Origin of the sequence: Spirosoma sp. 48-14, assembly GCF_001898575.1 — a bacterium.
GTDB lineage: Bacteria > Bacteroidota > Bacteroidia > Cytophagales > Spirosomataceae > Spirosoma.
This window is the reverse complement of sequence record NZ_MKUD01000018.1, coordinates 63,375-83,558: the sequence shown is the minus strand read 5'-3', so window position 1 is coordinate 83,558 and position 20,184 is coordinate 63,375. Positions and strand designations below refer to the sequence as shown.

Below are 20,184 nucleotides of genomic sequence, written 5' to 3'. Positions count from 1 at the left end.
CCCCACTCTAACTGGACAAAACAGTGTAAATAGATTTACTCAACAAACGATTACCCCGTTTTCTTCGTAATTTGGACGCTTTAGTAGCTGTCATTTCCATGATTTCATTCGATACCATCCTCGCGGCTCACGACCGCATCCGGCCTTATATTCATCGCACTCCCGTATTGACCAATCAAACTATCGATGAGCAGGCAGGCGCCAATCTGTTTTTTAAGTGCGAGAATTTTCAGAAGATAGGGGCGTTTAAAGCGCGGGGTGGCCTGAATGCCATATTGCAGGTCGTTCAGCATCAGGAAGGGAAAGCGATTACAACACATTCATCGGGCAACCACGCCCAGGCAGTTGCGTTTGCCGCCCGACAGGTTGGGCTTCCGGCTTATATCGTTATGCCCCGAACGGCCCCTAAGGTTAAAAAAGAGGCTGTGCTAGGGTATGGTGCCGAAGTAATAGAATGCGAACCAACGCTCGATGCCCGGGAGGCTGGTGTGCGGGAGGTGATGGAACGAACCGGAGCCGTATTGGTTCATCCCTTCGATGATGATCGGGTTATTGCCGGGCAAGCCACTGCCACAAAAGAACTGATCGAAGATGCAGCTGACCGCCAGAATGTACCTTTCGATACCATTCTGGCACCCGTTGGTGGGGGAGGTTTGTTGAGTGGGACGGCCCTGGCAACTCATTATCTTTCGCCTACTACACGGGTTATTGCCGGAGAACCCGAAGGCGCGGCCGATGCCATAGTGTCGTTCAGAAGCGGCCGGGTTGAAAAAGCACCCTATATCAATACCATTGCCGATGGCCTGATGACTACGTTGAGCGAACGAACACTGGCCATTATTCGGGCACACGTTGCGGATATTTTGACCGTTTCGGATGCCGAAATTAGTGCCGCCATGCGATTGGTTTGGGAACGGATGAAAATTGTAATCGAGCCATCGAGTGCAGTGCCGTTAGCTGCTGTACTGAAGCACAAAGATCAGTTTGCGGGGCAAAAAATTGGCATTATCCTGACAGGGGGCAATGTTGATTTAGGGAAGTTACCATTTTGACTGGCAGCGTATTTCGTTGTTTTCATGAAAAGTTGAACATGTTGGATTGATTCTGAAAGTAGAATACAAGTTCAGCGTAGTTTTAGAATGGATTAACCTCCAGCCATGCGCTCAACGTTTCGCTTTTTAGTGGTTTATAGCTTTGCCCTGATTTTACCTTTCGCCTGTATTTACCCGGAAGAATTAGCTCAATACGGTACGGCGACCATTCTGATCGTCGATGGAACAATTACCAATCGGGCCGAACCGCAGATAATTACACTAAAGCGGGCACAAGCTGATCGGCTAACTGGCCAATACAGTACCGTTCCGGTGCCCCATGCTATAGTTTCCGTGGTAGTCGACTCCGTTCAAACCATCGAATGTCATGAAACGATTGATGGTAGTTACCAGCTTCCCAGTGATTTTAAAGGACAGATTGGCCATGCTTACCAACTCCAGTTCACCCTTACGGACGGAAGCCAGTATCAGTCCACTCAACAGATAATGTCGGCTGTTGCGCCTATTTCGGATGTGCATGTGGCATTTAATCAGAACAGTTTATCGCCAACTCAGCTAAAGGGCTACACAGCGGCACACGACATCGTTATCGATACCCAGGACCCCGTTACTGAGCATAACTATTACCGCTGGGAGTGGAAACTATGGGAGCGCCAAAATTGGTGTCATAGCTGTCGGCAAGGGGTTTATGCCGTTTACAAAGTGTTGCCAAACGTGTATAAAGATCGCGACTACTTTGTAACAGGCACTGAGTTGTATGAAGATTGTTTCAGCCCCCGAGCCGGGAAGGCAGGTGAAGAAGCCCCGGAAGTGCCTAATGAGGACTGGATCTATGATTATGGTTGTCGTACACCCTGCTGGCAAATCGTCTACGGCTACGACATCGTTGTGCTCGATGATAAATTTAGTGATGGGGCTCTGATCAGTCAGCAGCGGGTGGCCCAGGTACCTTTTTATGATTATGCGCCTGGTCTGGTCGATATCCGCCAGTATTCATTAACTGCGGATGCTTACCAATATTATAAGCGCTTTCAGGAACAGACTCAGCATACGGGCGGGTTGGCCGACACGCCCCCAACGGCTTTGGTGGGTAATGTTCATCAGGTAGGCCGTCCGCAGGTGGGCGTTGTCGGGTATTTCTCGGCGTCGGCAGTTTCACTGGTTCATTACTGGCTGGATCGAAAAGATACGCAGGGGGTACTGGCTTATGGAGCCACAGCTCCTTTTGATACCACTCGACGCCCTGGTGCCTACACACCTACTGGCGATGGCCTTTTTTTCGCCATTAATGGTCGTCAGCCTAATCCTGAGCCATCACCACCGTACCTTAAAGATCGGGATAAAGCCAAGGTTCGGCTTTGGCCTAATGCTGACCGCCCACCTTTAGCACCTTGTTTACAATCCGATCATCAAACTCCTTTCAAACCGGAAGGCTGGCGGGATTAAGTGCTGAAAGCCACAAAAGCTATTTTTACGAAGACTGAATGGTTGATAAGCGTCTGATTATTAACCGTTTGTTTAGTATTCTTCGTAAGTGTAGTTCATCACATAGGTATTCCCATTTCGGGACTCAGTGCGTTTAACGGGTAAACCTTGCTGGTTATACACATAGGTGTAATTAGAAATGAGGTTGTTCTGCGATTTTTTAATCACATTATTCTGGCTGAAACGAAATTCAGGGTCTATACTGAGATCGAACAGCCCAGATAAAGGATTGGTATTCGTGTCATACACATAAGAGATTTCGTTCTTGGAGCGAACCTGGTTGGTATAGACGACAAAATAGGTATTCGTAGCCAACGTGATATTGTCCTTTGTATATACGTAATCCGATTGGGAGTATATATCGTGGCGAGGAGGTATAAATGAACTATACTGAATCAAATGCTTACTGGTATCCAGCGAATAGATAAAGTCGTTAAAATGCGTTTTCAACGCAATACCCGTTCCGTTGTAAAGACTGGTTGTGGTGGCTTCCGGGTTAAATTTTCCACCAAAGTAGTATTGTAACCCTCGGATCGTGTTTTGGTCCAACTTGTACGGATCAATGAGGGTCAGGGCTCCTCGCGTTCGATCATTGCTACTGTAATCAACATAAAAAATGTATTGTTTGTCAGGGTTGCTATACGAAATGGTCGTGAAACTGCTGTCGGCTCGGGCAATCGTGCTAAGCCGATTCAGACTATCATAGGTGTAAATTGTGTGAATACGGAATGGAGAGTCGGCGAGAACACCATCGACCTGTTTTAATCGTAGCCTTACGGGCTCTACCTGGTCAGTCTTACTGCAACGGATGCCTCCAATATACAGGAGGGTTAATACCAATAATCGGACAACCGTTTTGAAAATCGTTTGCATCTACGTCAGCGGCTTTTTTGATAGAAAAGGTATTGCAGTACCCGAGCGGAAACGTTTTCTGGTAACCTACATTATCAATTAACTGAACCTATCCGGAAAAGCAACGATAAATTTCGGGAATAGGCATAGAAAATAAAAGAACAAGCCTTGTAAATGATGTTTTACAAGGCTTGCATAGGTAAGTTGGTTAACAAAATCGAAAAAATGAATCTATGAAATAGAAACGTAGGCGATGTGCTTAAGAACAGCTTATTTTTTTGTGGCGATGTAAAAGAAATCGAGGCTTCCGGCCGGGTCCTGACTAACCTGATAATCGGTGTAATTTATTTGAGCGGCTAGTCCATCGGCCTGGAGGAGCCGATTTCGGTTCAGACGATTCATCAGATCGTAAGGAACTTGCAGAAGTCGGCGAGGGAGCCGGTATTGCAGGTTAAAAATGTCGAATCGGGTTAGTTTTTTAACCGACTCTTTATTCTGCTCATAGTAGGTCATCACCTTTTCGTTGCCATGTATACCCTTCGTCTCGATCGTAGGGAAGTATTTGGTGATTAAGGCTTTCAGGCCATCGGCGTAATACTCCCGTACGTGCCAGGGGTTGCGGGTGAGGGAGAAACTTTTGTTGACCGTTGTGAGGAGTAGTTTGCCGCCGGGTTTAAGTACGCGATAGGCTTCTTTCACAAACAAATCATCGTTCTCAATATGTTCGATCACCTGAAACGTTACAATGTAATCGAACGTATTGTCAGCAAGGGTACGCAATGGAGGAATGTTTGCCGAAATAAATGTCGACTGAGGGTATTCGGCTTGTAGGGCGTTGATCAGGTCCTGATTCTTGTCGATACCCGTATAATGATTGGCCGCTTTGGTGAGTAATTCGAGTCCCCGGCCCCAGCCGCAACCGATTTCGAGTACATTACCGCTGACCATCTGAGCCGCTTCAACATACGGAAACAGCAGGCGTTGATGAACGGGATTATCGGAAGCTATTTCGGCGGAGGTTATTTCTGTAGTTTTGTACATGATCTAGTAGGGACGCGGGCCTGAACCTATAGCCCGTCGGCTATTGCAATTGAATCGACAAAATTACTCTTTTGTAAACCGAAAGAAAAATGATAGGGTATATAAGTCGAACACCCCTGTTTTTTCGTTATTAGTAAACTATAATCCCAGACACGAATCTGGAACGCATTTGCGGAACAAAACATTGCCAACTTTCGTCTGACTTTTTCGTCCGACATCCACGTTTGTTTATGCGAATTCTGTCTTTTTTACTTCTACTTGGTCTGTTGTTCGGCTGTGCCAGCAACAAAAAAAAGGAACAGGCACGCGTCAATGCGGCCTACGATGCCCGCACCGAAGCACAGCGAAATCAACCCAGCAAACCAACGGTTCGTGTTGGTGAACCGCAGCGGGCTGAAGGAGCGGCTCAACCTGCCGATTCTCGTCCGGCAACGGTACAAACACCTGCTCCGGTGAAGGCTGCCGATGGCCCAGCGATAGGAACAGGTCCGGCTATGTCGATGAAAGGCGGGGAGTGGGTCGTTACGTCCATAAAAGGTAAGTTTCTGTTTGTCGACTCGTCGACGGTACGGGTCTATATGGATCTCACGGCTAAAAACCCAATGGGAGAGGCCGTTCTGAAACCCAGCGATTTTGTTGAGCATTTTCAGATCGCCTACGTCATGTATCCCGACTACAACAACCGTGAGCGATTGGGCTATTCAACGGTGTCCTTATCGACACAGAACGTAGGTGCTGCTTCTGACCACCTCACATTAACCTTTGATGTAAAACGACCGAAAGGCGTGGCCAATGCTGTCTTATTGACGGAAATTACCGAAACGATGAACGGTACGAAGGCTCGTAACGACCTGTCGCTACGGTTTACCGGAACCAAACTGAGTGATCGGGTCACCCTCTTCGATAGACACGGGTCTCAACCCCAGTTGAAAAACTTCGCAAACGTAGGCGACACCATTATTCTTCGGGATGTTAGTGGGGCCAATAAGCCACTATATGGCGTCCGGTATCGGCATGATTTTGATGCGGCTTCGTCGCCCATGAACACATCTCCCAAGCCGACAGCTAAATCGCTGAACATCGATTCAACGCTGAAAATTACTACAAATCAGCCGTTTGTGTTACCGCATGAAGGCTTGTATTACTTTGTAGAAGATACTACGGATGCCTCAGGAATCGGGCTGGTAGTTGCTGACAAGCGCTTCCCGAAACTGACCCGTCCCGAAAAATTGATCAAGCCTGTACTGTACATGAGTACCAGTACCGAAATCAGTGAATTGAATCAGGCGCAGGATACTAAAAAAGCGTTCGATAAATATTGGTTGAGCCTGATGGCGGGCAATGAAGAGGTGGCCAAACGGACTTTAAAAGCTTATTTCGACCGGGTTGAAGAAGCAAACCGCCTGTTTACCACCTATAAGGAAGGCTGGAAGACCGATAAAGGTATGATTTACATCGTACTGGGGCCGCCTGATCGGGTACAACGGAACCGAGAGCGCGAAGTATGGGTTTATAATCGCCGGGCCAATGTTTCGGAGGTGAATTTTACCTTCACCAAAAAGCCCAACCAGTTCGTAGAAGATCATTATGAGTTGGTCCGCTATATCGAGTATCAGCCGATCTGGTATCCGATTGTCGAAGCATGGCGAACCGGCACCATCCGCGATTAAACTTTTTAATGAATAATGGATAATGAACAATGAATAATGCAGGTGATAGTCACTTTAACTCCGTTATTCATTGCTCATTATCCATTATTCATTTCATGAAAACAAATGCCCCAGCAATTCAAGCGTAATTTTCGCCCTCGTCCTCAATTTCGTCCACAGCCCGACGAAATGGTGTTTGGTATTCAATCCGTTATCGAAACATTGCGTTCCGATCAGCAGATTGATAAACTCTACATGGAAAAGGGGTTGAGCAATCCTGATATCCAAAACCTGGCCTTTCAGAATCGGGTAACTATTCAGCGCGTACCGGTCGAGAAGCTGGATCGAATGACCCGCAAAAACCATCAGGGCGTAATATGTCTGGTTGCTCAGGTTCAGTATGTTAAGCTGTCGAACGTGATTGCCGATGTCTATGAGCGGGGGGAACAGCCGTTTATCTTATTGCTGGACCGAATCACTGACGTGCGAAATTTTGGAGCCATTGCCCGTACGGCCGAGTGTACTGGCGTACAGTGTATTGTTATTCCGGGGCGTGGTGCGGCAGCCATTAATTCCGATGCCATGAAAACCTCATCGGGCGCTTTGAACCATATTTCGGTGTGCCGGGAACCCGAACTGACCGAAACCGTAAAATACCTTCAGGAAAGTGGCATTACGGTTGTGGCTTGTACGGAAAAGTCGAGTCGTGACCTCTACGAGCGCACTACCGATCTGACCGGGCCGATTGCCGTAATCATGGGTTCCGAAGAAGATGGTATATCGCCCGAACTACTTCGAATGGCCGACGCTCATGTGAAGATTCCACTCCTTGGTGCGGTTGGGTCGCTCAATGTATCAGTAGCTACAGGGGTAATTTTATACGAAGCTGTGCGCCAGCGGAGTTTAAAGGTATCGGTTTAGTAATTGAATTAGTGAAAGTCTGAGTCATAAAAAAGTCGTTCCTGAGCTCAGGAACGACTTTTTTATGAACGAATTGGATGTTACACGACTACGACTTCTTCGTTGTCTTTTTGGTTGTCGTGGTTTTCTTTGTCGTGGTTTTAGGACCACCATCAAGCGAGTTAATCCAGACGGCCAGTTTCATGGCATCTTCCTTCGGAACCTGCGTCATCGGAGCCATTGGCGGATAACCTGGCCAGTGCGATGGAACAGGGGTATAAATCAGCTTCACAATTTCCTCGTTCGAATAGTTCTTCTTTGCTACATCAGCATAGGCTGGACCGACCAGTTTTTGGTTAGGACGGTGGCAGGCAATACAGGTGTATTTTGTCATCAGGGCGTTCATATCTGCCGGAATATCGGCTGGCGCCTGAGCGTTAGCATCGAAGGACGCTACGGCCAGCGAAGCCGAAGCGATAAGAAGGCCAAAGAATTTTTTCATAAGAATCGGTAAGCGATAAATGGAAAAAACGAATTTTATTACGTTACAAGGTCAGACGCGCAAAAATAGATGGTTTCGAATGATAACCCAATTTTGGCTACGGTTTTTCCTATAAGTCTTAGACTATTATTCTGACAAAACGTTTAATATTTGCCAAAATAAAATGTATGCAACCGCTCGACCGTTTCTCTGGCCACGCCGATCTGTACGCCCAATACCGAATTGATTACCCCGCTGATTTGTATGATTTTATACTCCAGTATGTCAATAATCGTCATATAGCCTGGGATTGTGCAACGGGAAATGGGCAAGTAGCGGGCGCGTTGGCCGACCTCTTTACGCAAGTTGAAGCCACCGATATTAGTGAAAAGCAACTGGCCGAAGCGGTGCAGAAACCGAATATCCACTATCAGCTCTCAACGGCTGAACATACTCCCTTTGCGGATCATACGTTTGACTTAATTACAGTCGCACAGGCGATTCACTGGTTCGACATCCAGGCGTTTCATCAGGAGGTTCGGCGCGTAGCTAAGCCAGGTGCTGTTCTTGCAGAATGGGGGTATGGGCTGGTACAACCTGGCTCCGACCTGGCCCCAATTTTGATTGATTTCTACCGAAACCGGATAGGCCCTTACTGGGACCCTCAGCGTAAGCACATTGATCATGCCTACGAGAGTTTACCGTTCCCCTTTGCAGATGCCAAAAGGGAACAGTTTACAGCAACCCGAACCTGGTCGTTGGAGCGGTTTCTGAATTACCTGCGAACGTGGTCGGCAGTTCGACAGTATATATATGAAAACGAATCAGACCCGGTTACCGATTTAGGAGAGCAGTTGAAACAAACTTGGGGACCTGAGGAACGGGAGGTCCGGTTTCCGATTTTCCTGCGGGTGGGAAAGGTCTGAGTGGTATAGCCAATGGATTACGTTAAAGCCCCATTTTTAAACCGCTGCTAGTCTGCATTATTAGTTGTCCACCCACAGCATAAGTCAATAATCCGGTATGGCCTTGAAAACCTGTAGGTAAGTTAATCGAATGCCGTATCCGTACGGGATCAGTATTGCCAGGAATTTGGTTTGAAGACCAAACCGACGGCTCGCTCCAGTCTCCTGTTTTTGTCGTGTAAATTTCTCCCGGTGCAAGCTGAGTAACATACGTACTAGCTTCGGCACGACAACCGTTGTTTGATAGGGCTGTTACAGAATACGGTCCGGCCGTACTGACCATAATGCTGGATACTGTTTCAGTAGTTGACCAGGTTAAGGCCGATGTGGAAGCAATGGCTGAAAGGGTTAAACTAGTTTGTGTAGGTGTTACTATAGGATCTGATGGGGTGATAGTTAGTGAGGGTATAGGATGGATAGTCACATTAGCAGCGGCTCGTGGACTTTCGCATCCATTAATACTCTGGCTAACATAATAGCTATAGATGCCAGCAGTGTTTGTTCTGGGAGTAATGGCCGCGGAACTTCCCGTTCCCCCTATTGGAGATGTATACCATACTAAATTGCTTCCTGTTGCGGTTAATGTGTTTGCCGGGTTACCCTGACAATACGTTACAGAGCTAGTTAATGGGGAGCTGGGTGTAGGCCTAACGACGACTGAAATAGAGGCTTTGGGACTTTCACAACCATTAGCAATTTGGCTAACATAATAGGTGGTCGAGCCCGCAATCGATGTTTGTGGAGTTGGTGAAACTGATGAAGATTCTCCCCCAACGGCACTAGTTCCGTACCAATTTAATGTACCTCCATTACTAGCTATGGCAACAAGAGGAGAAGCAACAGTCCCTTGACAATAAGCGAATACATTGGCAATTATTGGAGGTACGGGAATTGCATTTATTATGATCGGAGCAGTAACGGTATGTCCGGTAGTACTATTGGTTAACCTGATAATAGACTGACCTGCTATTTGACTGCCAGGAATAGTGACAGTCAGACTGCTACCCGTAGAAATAGTCTGCATTTGTTTGGGAGAACCATAATCAGCGGTACCTGAGTTATACAGATAGACATATAGGGTACCAGCCTGGACACTGTTATATGCGATGCTGATAGGCGAAAATAAACAAGCAGTACTAGGTGCCGACGTAATTGTGATTTGGGCATTGACAGTTGGCAAATGGCTTAGTAAAACTGCGAATACCCATAGCCATGACCAGAAACGTAAATTCATGAAAAGGCGTGAAAAGTAATAAGTCTGGCAAGATAGCTCTATTTTAACATACGTGTAGAAAAGCCAGCCTGATTGATAATGATCAATCAAGCTGGCTATCAGGCTTCCCAGATTACTCGGAGTACCTTTCCATAGACCCCAATGGTCTGAAAAAATTCTAACCAGTGAAGTTGTTGAGGACCAAGATGGTCAGTGGGTGATTTTACTTCTACAAACTCGTATGCACCCTGTTCGTTCCAGATCAATAAGTCAGGGAAACCGCGTGTATGCTCACGGACGTTGCGGGCCATTTCGAGCAGAATGAGTCGTAATTGTTCAACAGAAAGGAGATCGATAATACGCTGGACCAGTGTCAGCAACTCATCCGACCAATCGACCAGTACGTTTGTGATGCCATATTTCGCATTGAACATTCGGCCAGTGTGCCGTCGCCAGTCGTCGTGAGTAGTTAGTTCCGCCAGTCGTTTTTTGAGTAAGTCCTCGCGTTTCAGATAGAAGTCGGGCAGGTAGAAATCCGACGGGGCACGTTGGAGCGGATGGTGAATAGCCGACACATTGGCATCGTAAATGATGTCCCAGAAAACCAGCCCGAACAGGCCGCGCCAGGGATAATTTTCGGTAAAGGCTGCATCGAATTCCTGTTCCAGATAATAATTCATTACCCCTGCTTCGACATGATGCCGATAGGCCACTGGAATACTGACATTCTCGGCATCGAGCAGAAAGCGAGTGGTGGCTTTGCGAGGCCGTTTCTTTTCGCCCACACTCAGAATTTTATCCCGGAAGTCGTTGGCAAAATAGCGTTCCTCCGCATTTAGGGGATTCAGGGCAATTTCGTCGCAGAGTGCCAGGGCTTCATCGACAGAACCATTTCGAAACAACAGCCGTACGCGCCGTTCGCGGGCCGGTACGCGGTCCGAAAGTTCGTAAACCGACAGAGCCTGTTCCGGTAATTTTTGTCGTTCCAGAAATGCGCCTACCCGACACACCAGTTTCTGATAACCCGGAATGGCGATTTCGGTCAGCTCCGGGCGAGTTTCATTCCAGTTCAGAAACCAGTTGTAAATGTCGTCGGCTGGCGTCTCAGCTTCTTTCAGATCGTGGAATTCTTCGTTAGTGAGCGAAATAAGCAGCTTATCTTCTACTTCTTTGCGGGTTCGGAAGCGCGCCGTTAGTTTACTTTCATCATATCGCTCAAAGTTGACCATACCCAGATCGCGCACGACAAATTCAGTCATGTTACCACTTCGATTGCCGAAAAACAGGTATTTGATCATCATGCCTTCGGCCTCAAAGTTCATCTTGACCACAGTTTCGTGGGTGGTCAGGCTCGTAACTATTTCGCCAAAATCCAGTTCTTGCAGGGCATACCGAATGACAGCCTCCTTCTTTTCTTTCGCCAATGGTCTGAGCTCTTCCGGTTCGAGTGGCAGAAGTTCCAGAAGCTCCGGTTTGGTAAAAACGCCCAGGGCCTCTTCACCTAAATGGGTATGACTGGCGGCTAGTTGTTCAATAAAACCAGTGTTAAGGAGCTCGCTGGTAGCGGCCGGTAGGTCAGTTATTTCGGTATATTGTAGTTTGTTAACGCGAAAAAAGAGTCCTTTGCGATTGCTGAATCGTACATATAGACACTGTGCATCCTGGCTGAGCGCTTCAAACTGATGCACAAAATTCCATTCAGCTTCGTTTAATAAACCACCGTAGAGTCGTTTGACAAAGTCCAGCACATACCGGAAATTGTCGAGGTAATAACGAGGGGTTAGTATAACTTTTTGTCGTCCAATCATGTGGTAAGGCAGTGATGCGGCATATGGATGAAATTCCGCAATCACGGAGCGGGTTTACACCCTCTCAATATAACAAAAAAATAAGTATTTATGTCCCCTTCCGACATACTTGCCGCGCTGAATAAGCAAGGTATTTTACCGACGGAACAACAGGCGAAGATGGCCGAAATTGAGCAGAAAAAGCCATTTTCTGTTCACTGGGAACTGCGCTCCATGCTATATATCGGTATTTTGCTGCTCAGTTCGGGTTTGGGGTTGCTGGTGTATGATAACTTCGATCAAATCGGGCACGGAGCACTACTGGCCGCCATTGCAATAGCCTGCTTCGGGAGCTTTTTCTTTGCCTGGCGATACCGACCTGACTGGACGCTCAGCGAAACCAAAAGTCGGTCTACATTTGGCGATTATGCCCTGATTCTGGCTTGTCTGCTGTTTCTTACCCTCGAAGGCTATGCCCAGTACGCATACAACGTGTTTGGGGGACGGTATGGTCTGGTGACACTCTTACCCGCTTTACTGTTTCTACCAATTGCCTATCGGTTTGATCATCGAGGTATTTTAGGAATGGCTCTAACGGCGTTGATTTCGTGGGTAGGGGTCACCGTTCGACCTTTGGAACTGTATTTTAAAACGAACTTTTTTGATCGGCCTACCGTCTTTTCAGCCATCGGTCTCTCGCTGGTATTGATTGCCTTAGCCTTTGTGCTACAGCGCAGAAAGATCAAAGCGCACTTTACCTACACCTATCTGACCATGGCCGGTAACCTGCTGATGGTGGCTCTGCTGGGTGGATTGTTCAACTTTGAGGAACTGCGCATTGGATTTGCGGTTGGCCTGGCTGCGGCTTGTGTGGTATTGGATCGGTTTGCCCGCCAGGAGCAATCGTTTCTCTTCCTGCTGATGAGCGTAGTGTATGGCTACATTGGGGCTACCTACCTGTTTTTTTACTATCTGCATCTGGACGACGAAGCCTATTACTGGTATTTTATTCTGACTGGTATTGCCCTGGTGTATTACCTGATGAGTCAGTTGCCTAAACGCAATGCGAAATGATAAAAGCCTATAATGAACAGTGGATTTATAACCGGGAGATACTTGCGCAGGCCGAGCGCTGGTATCGACAGCAATTGCTATCGGAGAGCCAGATGGAAGCGGTGCGAAATACCTATCCGGTCGAATTTCGACAGACGAACGGCTTTCTCGAAATCGGGCTGTTTTTGTTCACGACGGTAGCTATTCTGGCGTGTTACTTGTTGCCAGCCAGCATGTTTTCGATCTTTTCCATGTCAACGACCTATGCCATCTTCAACATCATATCGGGAATCGGAATAGGGGTAGTCGGGCAGTTGCTTATCAATAAGAAACTGCTGTACCGGAATGGGATCGATAATGCGTTTGTGGTCACTACGACCGGATTTCTGGCATTTGGCTTTAATCAATTACTGCCTAATGGGTTATCGACAGCCGAACACTGCTTTCTGACGCTGCCCTTGCTACTGCTCGTTCTGGGCTATTATGGCGACACCCTACTGGCGTTGTTTACCCTTGGTACATTGTATACGGGCATTTTCGATGGATTGCTAACCTATAGCTGGGGAAAAGATGCCTTGCCGTTTATTATGATGGGAGTTTCGATACTGATCTATCTGACAGTCAGGCAAGTTAATATACGGAACCCCAGAGAGGTATATTATACCGATCCGCTCAATCTGGCTCAATGGGTTTCGCTCATCGTATTGGCTGCCAGCGGTAACTACTTTGTGGTCCGTGAATTGAATGGGTTGCTACTTCGGGCTAGTCCGGTCAGCCTGCATCAGTCAGAAGCGCCCCAGATTTCGTTGGCATGGTTATTCTGGATCTTAACGTTTTTGATTCCGGGGATCTATTTGTGGCAGGGATTACGACGACGAAATCGAATGCTCCTGATTCTGGGCGTTCTTGGGATCATTGCGGCTGTTATAACCCTTCATGACTACACGGCATTGGTGCCGCTCAATGTGGCTCTTACTATTGGAGGCTTCCTTTTAATCGGGATTGCCGTGGGTTGTATTCGCTATATAAGTACACCAAAATATGGCTTCACCGATGCCCCGGATGACGATTCGCCCGATGAGTTTTTCCTGAATGCCGCAACCGCATCGGCTGTTCAAGCAGCGGGGGCAGCCCATCAGCCCAAAAGCGATCTTCGTTTTGGGGGAGGTAATTTCGGCGGTGGAGGAAGTGAAGGAAACTATTGATGTGTATAAAATTCTTTAATTTTGTGTATGGAAATACTGAAAAGTTATGCGGACAAATATTGATATAAACGATGATTTGCTTCAAGAAGCAATGGAACTGAGCCGTTCTAAGACAAAAAAAGCGATCATTGAATTAGCGCTTCAAGAATATATAAAAATGATGCATCGTAGAGATTTGTTGTCTTTACGTGGAAAGGTGCAGTGGGATGGCGATTTAGAACAAATGCGCACTGACCTAACTCCAAACGACTGGGATAAATGATTGTCGATACGTCGGTTTGGATTGATTTTTTACGGGATGTTCGGGATGCCAGGACCGATCAGGTAGCAGAACTCATCCTTCAAAATGGCTTACTATATATAACGCCTACTATTTTACAGGAAGTTCTTCAGGGAATACATGTTGACAATCAGTTTAAACGAATAAAAAGAAGTTTGCTAGCTCATCCTGTATTGCAAATAGACCCCATTGAAGCGGCTGTTGAGGCTGCAACTATTTATCGATTTCTGCGCAAAAAAGGCGTGACGATTCGTAAACCGAACGATTGTCTGATTGCCCATTATGCTATTTTCTACGACATCCCAATCCTGCATAACGACGCCGATTTTGATCAGATTGCCCGCTTTACCTCCCTACGAATTGCTCAAGTCTGAACAGTTTATGGCTAGCCATTGACAACTAGTAGTTGCATGCTTACGCCCGACATGGTCCTCTTTCTTTCGAACATAAGCATGAACTTCCTGTTTGTGTCTGCTGAAAAACTGCTAAGTTTGGCCTCGCAAACCAACGACCATACGCAGTCGCATGAAAACCGTAGATTCCTACAATTTTGCCGGGAAGAAAGCCCTGGTCCGGGTTGACTTCAATGTGCCCCTCGACAAAGAGTATCATATTACCGACGATACGCGCATCAAAGCGACTATCCCGACGGTGATGAAAATCGTTAACGATGGTGGTGCTGCCATTCTGATGTCGCATCTGGGTCGGCCGAAGGGTGGTCCCGAAGAGAAATATTCATTAAAACACATAATTCCAGCGCTGAACGAAGCCTTTGGCCGCGAAGTAAAGTTTGCTGACGATTGCATCGGTCAGTCGGCTACCGATCTGGCTGCCAGCCTGCAACCGGGTGAGATTCTGCTGCTCGAAAACCTGCGTTTTTACAAAGAAGAGGAAAAAGGTGATGTGGCTTTTGCCGAAAAACTGGCCAAACTGGGCGATGTTTGGGTAAATGATGCCTTTGGTACGGCACACCGTGCCCATGCCAGTACGGCCGTAATGGGGCAGTTTTTTACGGACCGTGTTGCCGGTTATGTCATGCAGGCTGAGCTTGATAATGCCAAAAAGGTACTGGATAATGCTGAGCGGCCCTTTACAGCCATTATGGGTGGGGCTAAAATCTCCGATAAAATCCTGATTATCGAGAAATTACTGGATAAGGTCGATAACCTCATCATTGGTGGCGGTATGACCTACACCTTTACAAAAGCACAGGGTGGACAGATTGGTAAGTCGCTACTTGAAGCTGATAAACAGGAACTGGCGCTCGAACTACTGAAAAAAGCCGAGGAAAAAGGCGTAAAAATCTATATGCCCCTCGATAACCTGTGTGCCGATAATTTTTCGAACGATGCCAACCGCCAGGTAGTAGCTACAGGCGAGATTCCTGATGGTTGGGAGGGTCTTGACATTGGTCCTGAAACGATCAAGCTATTCACCGACATCGTACTGAGCTCGAAAACGATCCTCTGGAATGGTCCAATGGGTGTGTTTGAATTTGAGAATTTTGCGCATGGCACAAACGCTATCGCTGAGGCCGTTGTAAAAGCTACCGAAGAGAATGGCGCATTCTCCCTCATTGGTGGTGGCGATTCGGCATCGGCTGTCAACCAGGCTGGCTACGGAGATCGGGTAAGCTATGTTTCGACGGGAGGTGGTGCCTTGCTCGAATATATGGAAGGGAAAACGCTGCCAGGTGTTGCAGCCTTGGAATAGGTATAAAGCTCGCTTTGAAGTAAGCCAGTTAAGATTAACAACGCTACAACTGACTTAATCCCGCTCTGGCTTTGTTGTCGATGCTATTTTTGTATTCATGACGCTTGAAGCTAAGGGCTTTCTGAAAAAACGATCGGGCGCGTTTCCGGTCGTTTTTTTGTTGGTAAATATAACCTAGTTGCAAAGCGGCTGTTGCTCCAAACGACAAGCCTTCCGGCTCGCTGAGTGTCAGGGCTTGGTTGTGATAAGGTATAGCGGCATCAGGCTCATTGCGTCGTTGATAGATGCGCCCCATTCGGTAATTATATTCTGCTTTTTCGGCTGCGGAAGTAAATTTGGCTTCGGTATACGGACGTAGATAAGCCAGTGCACTATCGGTAAACCCGCCATCGGAAGCCAGGCGGGCTCGCATCAACACTTTCTGATTTGCTGAGGCTCCTTTTTTAACGTACGTTTCGGCAAACTTCTGGGCAGCCTTATCGGATTCGACGGTTGTTCGACCAGTGGTGAGTACTTTTTGGAGAAATGGTCGGCTTTGGGCGTCTGGTTCGTCGGCAAGCCAGTGACTTAGAAATAGTTTGTAATACGAATCTTTCAGGAAATTTTGGCCTCTATAACTAGTAAGAAAGCGCTGAAAATGATCGTTTGCTATACCGTATTCACCTTTTTGCAGGTAAATATCTCCCAAAATGTTATCGATAATGGGCAGCGATTGATAGGCGGAGCCTGTAGGGCGTTTCAGTAAATAGCTAAGAGCCTGTTCACTATGACCTGCCTTCTGCTCAATGGTAGCCCCAAAAAAATGAAGAAGCAGATTGTCTGCATGTTCATTGACGAGTTGTTGCACTACCTGGCTTTCGGAATCGGTGAATTTCAGGACATAGGCGCGTACCATAAGGTCGATCAGGCGTGTCTCCAGTCGAAAGATAGAGTCTTGCTGAGCCCGTACCAATTCCTGTTGACCTTGCCTGATGGTGCCCCGCAACCCTAACAAATGGGCCACCCAGGCGTAATTGTCAGGTACCGACCCAATCATGATATGCAGTGTCCCTAATGATTTGTAGGTGGGCAAAAAGTCGGGAAACAGCTTCTGATTTTCGACCAGAAGTTTATACGCCTTAATTACATCCCAACTGGCACTGATCTCTTTGCCGAATTTGAGCTTGGCAAAAGCCCAGTGCAGCCGTACCTCGGCCAGCGTAACTCGTTGCCAGGGAGAATTTTTGTCCAGATCGTTTAGTTCATCGAGCCGATCATCTTCCCGATCACTTAATCGGGCAAACGCTTTATCATCGTCGGTGGTGACCAGTACGAGCATATCCGCATAATCGTCCAGAAATATACGGATGCCATTTGAGGGGGCTTCTCGGACTAATATTTGCTGAGCCGATTGCACCTTTAGTTTTTGCAGATCGGTATAGGCTCGCAGCAGACCTGGAGTCCAGGTAAAACCCTGAGCATAAAGACTAGCTGGGAGGGAAAGAAATAGAAACAAAAACACCGGGTGTAGACCCGGTGCTCCTGATAAAAAATAATTCCCAAGACCGGGTTGATTACCAGCTTTTGGAGATAGACACTTACCGACCACGGCCAACAGGGGCTGGTTCGGGAACACCTTCTACATCGGCCAGGATACGGCCACAGTGTTCGCAGACAATAATTTTCTTTTTGTCTTTGATGTCGGCCTGCCGCTGGGGCGGAACGACGTTAAAACAGCCCCCACAGGCACCACGTTTGACTATAACAACGGCTAAGCCATTAAGAGCATTGCCACGAATTTTGTTATACGAGTTTAGCAAACGAGTCTCGATCGTAGTTGCCTGTAATTCACGTTGCTTGATGATTTCCTTCTCTTCTTCCTGGCTTTCGGAAGTGATCTGATCCAGTTCCTGCTTTTTGGCCTTCAAATCTTCCCGGCGCTCATCGAGAGCTGCCTGAGTTGTTTTGATTTCCTCTTCTTTGCCGCGTACCCGAAACTGAGCTTCATTAGCACGCTTTTCAACCAGTTCAATTTCGAGCGACTGCAATTCGATTTCTTTCGAAATCGCGTCGAATTCGCGGTTGTTACGGACGTTCATTTGCTGATCTTTGTACTTATTAATCAGCTTTTCGGCATCTTTCTTCGCAACGCGATTGCGCTCAATATCTTCTTCCAATGCTTTGATTTCTGCCTGAAACTTGCCAATACGGGTTTCGAAGCCAGCGATATCATCTTCCAGGTCACGAACTTCTTCGGGAAGCCCACCCCGAATTTTGATTAGTTCATCTAGTTGAGAGTCAAGCGATTGTAGTTTAAGGAGAGCGTCTAATTTTTGCGCAATCGTCAGTTCCATTCGGAAAATTGGTTTTTAATGTATAATGAATAATGTTTAATGTATAATGACCTATGTTATAATCCACTGACTTTCAATAGCTTGTGGACTTTACATTATTCATTATACACTATTCATTAAAAATATCGAACCGGATTGGTATCCGTTTCAGATAAAATTACCGCAAAAGTAGTGAATTTTTTTGCCAAATGCCCGCTAATCAACTCTTTCGTAAAAACCTCACTTTCATAATGACCAATATCGCAGATGCCAATGCGGTTGTCGGCATCAAAAAATTCGTGATACTTGTAGTCGGCTGTTACAAAAATATCGGCTCCAGCCCGTATGGCATCGGGTAATAAAAAGCTACCGACACCTCCGCAAACCGCAATACGCCGGATAGGCCAGCTGGGTAGAGGAGTGTACCGGATGAGGTTAAGCTGCATATTCTTTTTCAAATACGAAAGCCACGCTTCACCAGATAAAGGCTCCGCTAGTTCGCCTACAGCGCCAGAACCCACCTCCTGATGCTGATTATCGAGCGTGGTCAGATAATACGCTACTTCTTCGTACGGATGCACCTGTCGAAGGGCGTTTAGTACCTGACCCTGCTGGTGGGTTGGTATGATGACCTCAATTCGATGTTCTGTTTCTTCGTGGTATTTGCCTATTTCGCCAATGGTGGGAGTTGCTCTTTCGCCAGGTTGGTAGGTTCCTGTACCCTCCGTGCGAAAACTACAGTTTTTGTATTCCCCAATTTGTCCAGCCCCAGCGGCATACAACGCATCCAGTACTCGCTGGGTATCTGTTGGAGGAACAAATGTTACAAGTTTACTCAGCACCTGTGTTTTAGGGGCCAGAATGTGAACATTAGTAAGCTGTAGTTTTTCCGCAATTTTGAAATTAACTCCGCCCACCACATTGTCTAAGTTGGTATGGGCTGCGTAGATGGCTACGTCGTATTTGATGGCTTTGATAACCGTTCGTTCTACGTACGTTTTGCCGTTCAGCTTTTTTAAGCCTTTAAAAACGATAGGATGGTGAGCAACAATCAGGTTACAACCTTTAGCAATCGCTTCATCCACAACCGCTTCAGTTACATCCAGAGTAACCAGAACGCCTGTAATGTCAGTGCCAGGGTCGCCTACGATAAGACCCGCATTGTCGTAAGATTCCTGATAGGCTAACGGGGCAAACGATTCAAGATAAGCCGTCAACTGCCGTATCTGCGTCATATCCGATGGGGAAAATTGATAAGATGACAGCAAGATATGGGTAAAGAGCGAAAGAGTGAATGAGTGAAAGAGCGAAAAGCTGACGTCAGCCATTTTTCGCTCTTTCACTCATTCACTCTTTCGCTCTTTAATTTACACTAAAGCCAATAGAGAGTAGACCTACACCGTTTTTGGCATTACCCAACACGGTTTTGGCCGCACCACTGTTGGCAATTTGTTGTAAGCCCTGTTCATACCGGGCGCCAATGAAGGCTTTGCCAAAGTAAATATTGAGCCCGCCAGCAATGCCATAATCAACTTTGTTGAAATTGTCGCGGTTGATGGCACTTGACCCAGTTCCGAAATCGCCGTTTGAGTTAATGTTTGAATTAAGCAAATACGACACATAAGGACCAGCCTGCAGTTCAACAGCTTGGCCTAATTTAAATGTCGCCAAAACGGGCAGTTCAGCGTAATTTAGTTTGAAGGTGTTTTTTCCTGTGAAGCCTAATACATTATAAGTTGCCGAAGCTCCCTTTGTCATATACAATAATTCGGGCTGGATGGCAAAAAACTCACCAACTGGAGCTTGAGCGAATACACCGACATGGAAGCCTATACGCTCGTTTTTGTCGCTTACTCCCTGACTGTCGTAAAATAGTGAACTAGCATTTAAGCCTCCTTTCAAACCAACACGGGTAATTCCTTGTGCAGCAGCATGGTTTGATTGTAACATAGAGAAGCTTCCCGTCAGAATGGCGGTGGCGAGAAGAATTTTTACTGACTTTTTCATAACGATTTTGTGGGCAGAACAGGGTATGATTGGTCCTGATCTATGCCGCACAGGGACGCAAATTCGTGCCAAAATAGAATTAGCTGCCCGAAACAGGGGTATCTTATTAAAAATGAAATAGTTATTACTAACGTTCTGGTAGGGCTATCTAGCCATTTATAGAAGAACTTGGGGAAATATTTCCCCAAG

The 20,184-nt window shown here is 46.8% G+C and carries 19 protein-coding genes; 10 read left to right on the top strand and 9 right to left on the bottom strand.

All coding sequences use genetic code 11. The features are described from left to right. Positions 1 to 98: 98 nt before the first annotated feature. Together BGO59_RS11460 and BGO59_RS11455 are read left to right on the top strand one after the other, a co-directional pair. Complete coding sequence (locus BGO59_RS11460) at positions 99 to 1,052, top strand: threonine/serine dehydratase (protein ID WP_293683755.1); 954 nt, start codon at positions 99 to 101, stop codon at positions 1,050 to 1,052. A 105-nt stretch (positions 1,053 to 1,157) separates the two neighbouring features. Further along, complete coding sequence (locus tag BGO59_RS11455; RefSeq protein WP_293683754.1) at positions 1,158 to 2,498, top strand: DUF4249 domain-containing protein; 1,341 nt, start codon at positions 1,158 to 1,160, stop codon at positions 2,496 to 2,498. 72 nt (positions 2,499 to 2,570) lie between these two features. On the opposite strand, the gene BGO59_RS11450 is transcribed toward BGO59_RS11455, so the two are convergent. Both BGO59_RS11450 and BGO59_RS11445 read right to left on the bottom strand, forming a co-directional pair. Next, the gene (locus BGO59_RS11450; RefSeq protein ID WP_293683753.1) at positions 2,571 to 3,410 is read right to left on the bottom strand and encodes a hypothetical protein; all 840 of its coding nucleotides are present in this window, start codon (positions 3,408 to 3,410) and stop codon (positions 2,571 to 2,573) included. A 249-nt stretch (positions 3,411 to 3,659) separates the two neighbouring features. After that, on the bottom strand, positions 3,660 to 4,430 hold the full coding sequence (locus BGO59_RS11445) for a bifunctional 2-polyprenyl-6-hydroxyphenol methylase/3-demethylubiquinol 3-O-methyltransferase UbiG (protein WP_293683752.1): 771 nt from the start codon (positions 4,428 to 4,430) through the stop codon (positions 3,660 to 3,662). 230 nt (positions 4,431 to 4,660) lie between these two features. Here BGO59_RS11445 and BGO59_RS11440 point away from each other — a divergent pair, with 230 nt between their 5' ends. Both BGO59_RS11440 and rlmB read left to right on the top strand, forming a co-directional pair. Beyond that, positions 4,661 to 6,100 (top strand): GWxTD domain-containing protein, encoded by a 1,440-nt coding sequence (locus BGO59_RS11440; RefSeq protein ID WP_293683751.1) that lies wholly within the window; start codon positions 4,661 to 4,663, stop codon positions 6,098 to 6,100. Positions 6,101 to 6,205: 105 nt separating this feature from the next. Continuing rightward, positions 6,206 to 7,000, top strand: coding sequence for a 23S rRNA (guanosine(2251)-2'-O)-methyltransferase RlmB (gene rlmB / locus BGO59_RS11435; protein WP_293683750.1), 795 nt, complete (start codon positions 6,206 to 6,208; stop codon positions 6,998 to 7,000). An 88-nt stretch (positions 7,001 to 7,088) separates the two neighbouring features. Here the strand turns inward: rlmB and BGO59_RS11430 are convergent, their stop codons facing one another. Next, positions 7,089 to 7,481, bottom strand: coding sequence for a c-type cytochrome (locus BGO59_RS11430; RefSeq protein ID WP_293683749.1), 393 nt, complete (start codon positions 7,479 to 7,481; stop codon positions 7,089 to 7,091). A 167-nt stretch (positions 7,482 to 7,648) separates the two neighbouring features. Here BGO59_RS11430 and BGO59_RS11425 point away from each other — a divergent pair, with 167 nt between their 5' ends. After that, on the top strand, positions 7,649 to 8,386 hold the full coding sequence (locus BGO59_RS11425) for a class I SAM-dependent methyltransferase (protein WP_293683748.1): 738 nt from the start codon (positions 7,649 to 7,651) through the stop codon (positions 8,384 to 8,386). 22 nt (positions 8,387 to 8,408) lie between these two features. Here BGO59_RS11425 and BGO59_RS11420 read toward each other — a convergent pair whose 3' ends face one another. Both BGO59_RS11420 and BGO59_RS11415 read right to left on the bottom strand, forming a co-directional pair. After that, on the bottom strand, positions 8,409 to 9,749 hold the full coding sequence (locus tag BGO59_RS11420; protein ID WP_293683747.1) for a hypothetical protein: 1,341 nt from the start codon (positions 9,747 to 9,749) through the stop codon (positions 8,409 to 8,411). Positions 9,750 to 9,757: 8 nt separating this feature from the next. Continuing rightward, entirely contained in the window at positions 9,758 to 11,446 is a 1,689-nt protein-coding gene (locus tag BGO59_RS11415) for a VRR-NUC domain-containing protein (RefSeq protein WP_293683746.1), read from the bottom strand. Positions 11,447 to 11,536: 90 nt separating this feature from the next. Between BGO59_RS11415 and BGO59_RS11410 the strand changes: the two genes are divergently transcribed. From BGO59_RS11410 to pgk, 5 genes are all read left to right on the top strand, one after another. After that, positions 11,537 to 12,499, top strand: a complete 963-nt coding sequence (locus tag BGO59_RS11410) for a DUF2157 domain-containing protein (RefSeq protein ID WP_293683745.1) — start codon at positions 11,537 to 11,539, stop codon at positions 12,497 to 12,499. Further along, positions 12,496 to 13,683, top strand: coding sequence for a hypothetical protein (locus BGO59_RS11405; protein ID WP_293683744.1), 1,188 nt, complete (start codon positions 12,496 to 12,498; stop codon positions 13,681 to 13,683). The genes BGO59_RS11410 and BGO59_RS11405 overlap by 4 nt, the downstream gene beginning before the upstream one ends. A gap of 46 nt (positions 13,684 to 13,729) precedes the next feature. Then, positions 13,730 to 13,945, top strand: a complete 216-nt coding sequence (locus tag BGO59_RS11400; protein WP_080057347.1) for a type II toxin-antitoxin system VapB family antitoxin — start codon at positions 13,730 to 13,732, stop codon at positions 13,943 to 13,945. Continuing rightward, positions 13,942 to 14,337, top strand: a complete 396-nt coding sequence (locus BGO59_RS11395; protein ID WP_293683743.1) for a PIN domain nuclease — start codon at positions 13,942 to 13,944, stop codon at positions 14,335 to 14,337. The genes BGO59_RS11400 and BGO59_RS11395 overlap by 4 nt, the downstream gene beginning before the upstream one ends. A gap of 151 nt (positions 14,338 to 14,488) precedes the next feature. Continuing rightward, complete coding sequence (pgk, locus tag BGO59_RS11390; protein WP_293683742.1) at positions 14,489 to 15,676, top strand: phosphoglycerate kinase; 1,188 nt, start codon at positions 14,489 to 14,491, stop codon at positions 15,674 to 15,676. A gap of 43 nt (positions 15,677 to 15,719) precedes the next feature. Here pgk and BGO59_RS11385 read toward each other — a convergent pair whose 3' ends face one another. The 4 genes from BGO59_RS11385 to BGO59_RS11370 all read right to left on the bottom strand — a co-directional run bounded on the left by BGO59_RS11385 (position 15,720) and on the right by BGO59_RS11370 (position 19,995). Then, positions 15,720 to 17,177: a lipopolysaccharide assembly protein LapB gene (locus BGO59_RS11385; RefSeq protein WP_293683797.1), complete on the bottom strand. Its 1,458-nt coding sequence runs from the start codon at positions 17,175 to 17,177 to the stop codon at positions 15,720 to 15,722. A gap of 76 nt (positions 17,178 to 17,253) precedes the next feature. Then, positions 17,254 to 18,009, bottom strand: coding sequence for a C4-type zinc ribbon domain-containing protein (locus BGO59_RS11380; RefSeq protein WP_293683741.1), 756 nt, complete (start codon positions 18,007 to 18,009; stop codon positions 17,254 to 17,256). Between the two features lie 116 nt (positions 18,010 to 18,125). Beyond that, positions 18,126 to 19,223: a Nif3-like dinuclear metal center hexameric protein gene (locus BGO59_RS11375; RefSeq protein ID WP_293683740.1), complete on the bottom strand. Its 1,098-nt coding sequence runs from the start codon at positions 19,221 to 19,223 to the stop codon at positions 18,126 to 18,128. A gap of 127 nt (positions 19,224 to 19,350) precedes the next feature. Further along, on the bottom strand, positions 19,351 to 19,995 hold the full coding sequence (locus BGO59_RS11370) for a porin family protein (protein ID WP_293683739.1): 645 nt from the start codon (positions 19,993 to 19,995) through the stop codon (positions 19,351 to 19,353). Between the last annotated feature and the right edge of the window lie 189 nt (positions 19,996 to 20,184).

Excerpts from the sequence above, each read along its gene's own strand:
- BGO59_RS11460 (WP_293683755.1), top strand. The coding sequence starts at position 99 with ATGATTTCATTCGATACCATCCTCGCGGCTCACGACCGCATCCGGCCT.
- BGO59_RS11455 (WP_293683754.1), top strand. The coding sequence starts at position 1,158 with ATGCGCTCAACGTTTCGCTTTTTAGTGGTTTATAGCTTTGCCCTGATT.
- BGO59_RS11450 (WP_293683753.1), bottom strand. The coding sequence starts at position 3,410 with ATGCAAACGATTTTCAAAACGGTTGTCCGATTATTGGTATTAACCCTC.
- BGO59_RS11445 (WP_293683752.1), bottom strand. The coding sequence starts at position 4,430 with ATGTACAAAACTACAGAAATAACCTCCGCCGAAATAGCTTCCGATAAT.
- BGO59_RS11440 (WP_293683751.1), top strand. The coding sequence starts at position 4,661 with ATGCGAATTCTGTCTTTTTTACTTCTACTTGGTCTGTTGTTCGGCTGT.
- rlmB (WP_293683750.1), top strand. The coding sequence starts at position 6,206 with ATGCCCCAGCAATTCAAGCGTAATTTTCGCCCTCGTCCTCAATTTCGT.
- BGO59_RS11430 (WP_293683749.1), bottom strand. The coding sequence starts at position 7,481 with ATGAAAAAATTCTTTGGCCTTCTTATCGCTTCGGCTTCGCTGGCCGTA.
- BGO59_RS11425 (WP_293683748.1), top strand. The coding sequence starts at position 7,649 with ATGCAACCGCTCGACCGTTTCTCTGGCCACGCCGATCTGTACGCCCAA.
- BGO59_RS11415 (WP_293683746.1), bottom strand. The coding sequence starts at position 11,446 with ATGATTGGACGACAAAAAGTTATACTAACCCCTCGTTATTACCTCGAC.
- BGO59_RS11410 (WP_293683745.1), top strand. The coding sequence starts at position 11,537 with ATGTCCCCTTCCGACATACTTGCCGCGCTGAATAAGCAAGGTATTTTA.
- BGO59_RS11405 (WP_293683744.1), top strand. The coding sequence starts at position 12,496 with ATGATAAAAGCCTATAATGAACAGTGGATTTATAACCGGGAGATACTT.
- BGO59_RS11400 (WP_080057347.1), top strand. The coding sequence starts at position 13,730 with ATGCGGACAAATATTGATATAAACGATGATTTGCTTCAAGAAGCAATG.
- BGO59_RS11395 (WP_293683743.1), top strand. The coding sequence starts at position 13,942 with ATGATTGTCGATACGTCGGTTTGGATTGATTTTTTACGGGATGTTCGG.
- pgk (WP_293683742.1), top strand. The coding sequence starts at position 14,489 with ATGAAAACCGTAGATTCCTACAATTTTGCCGGGAAGAAAGCCCTGGTC.
- BGO59_RS11380 (WP_293683741.1), bottom strand. The coding sequence starts at position 18,009 with ATGGAACTGACGATTGCGCAAAAATTAGACGCTCTCCTTAAACTACAA.
- BGO59_RS11375 (WP_293683740.1), bottom strand. The coding sequence starts at position 19,223 with ATGACGCAGATACGGCAGTTGACGGCTTATCTTGAATCGTTTGCCCCG.
- BGO59_RS11370 (WP_293683739.1), bottom strand. The coding sequence starts at position 19,995 with ATGAAAAAGTCAGTAAAAATTCTTCTCGCCACCGCCATTCTGACGGGA.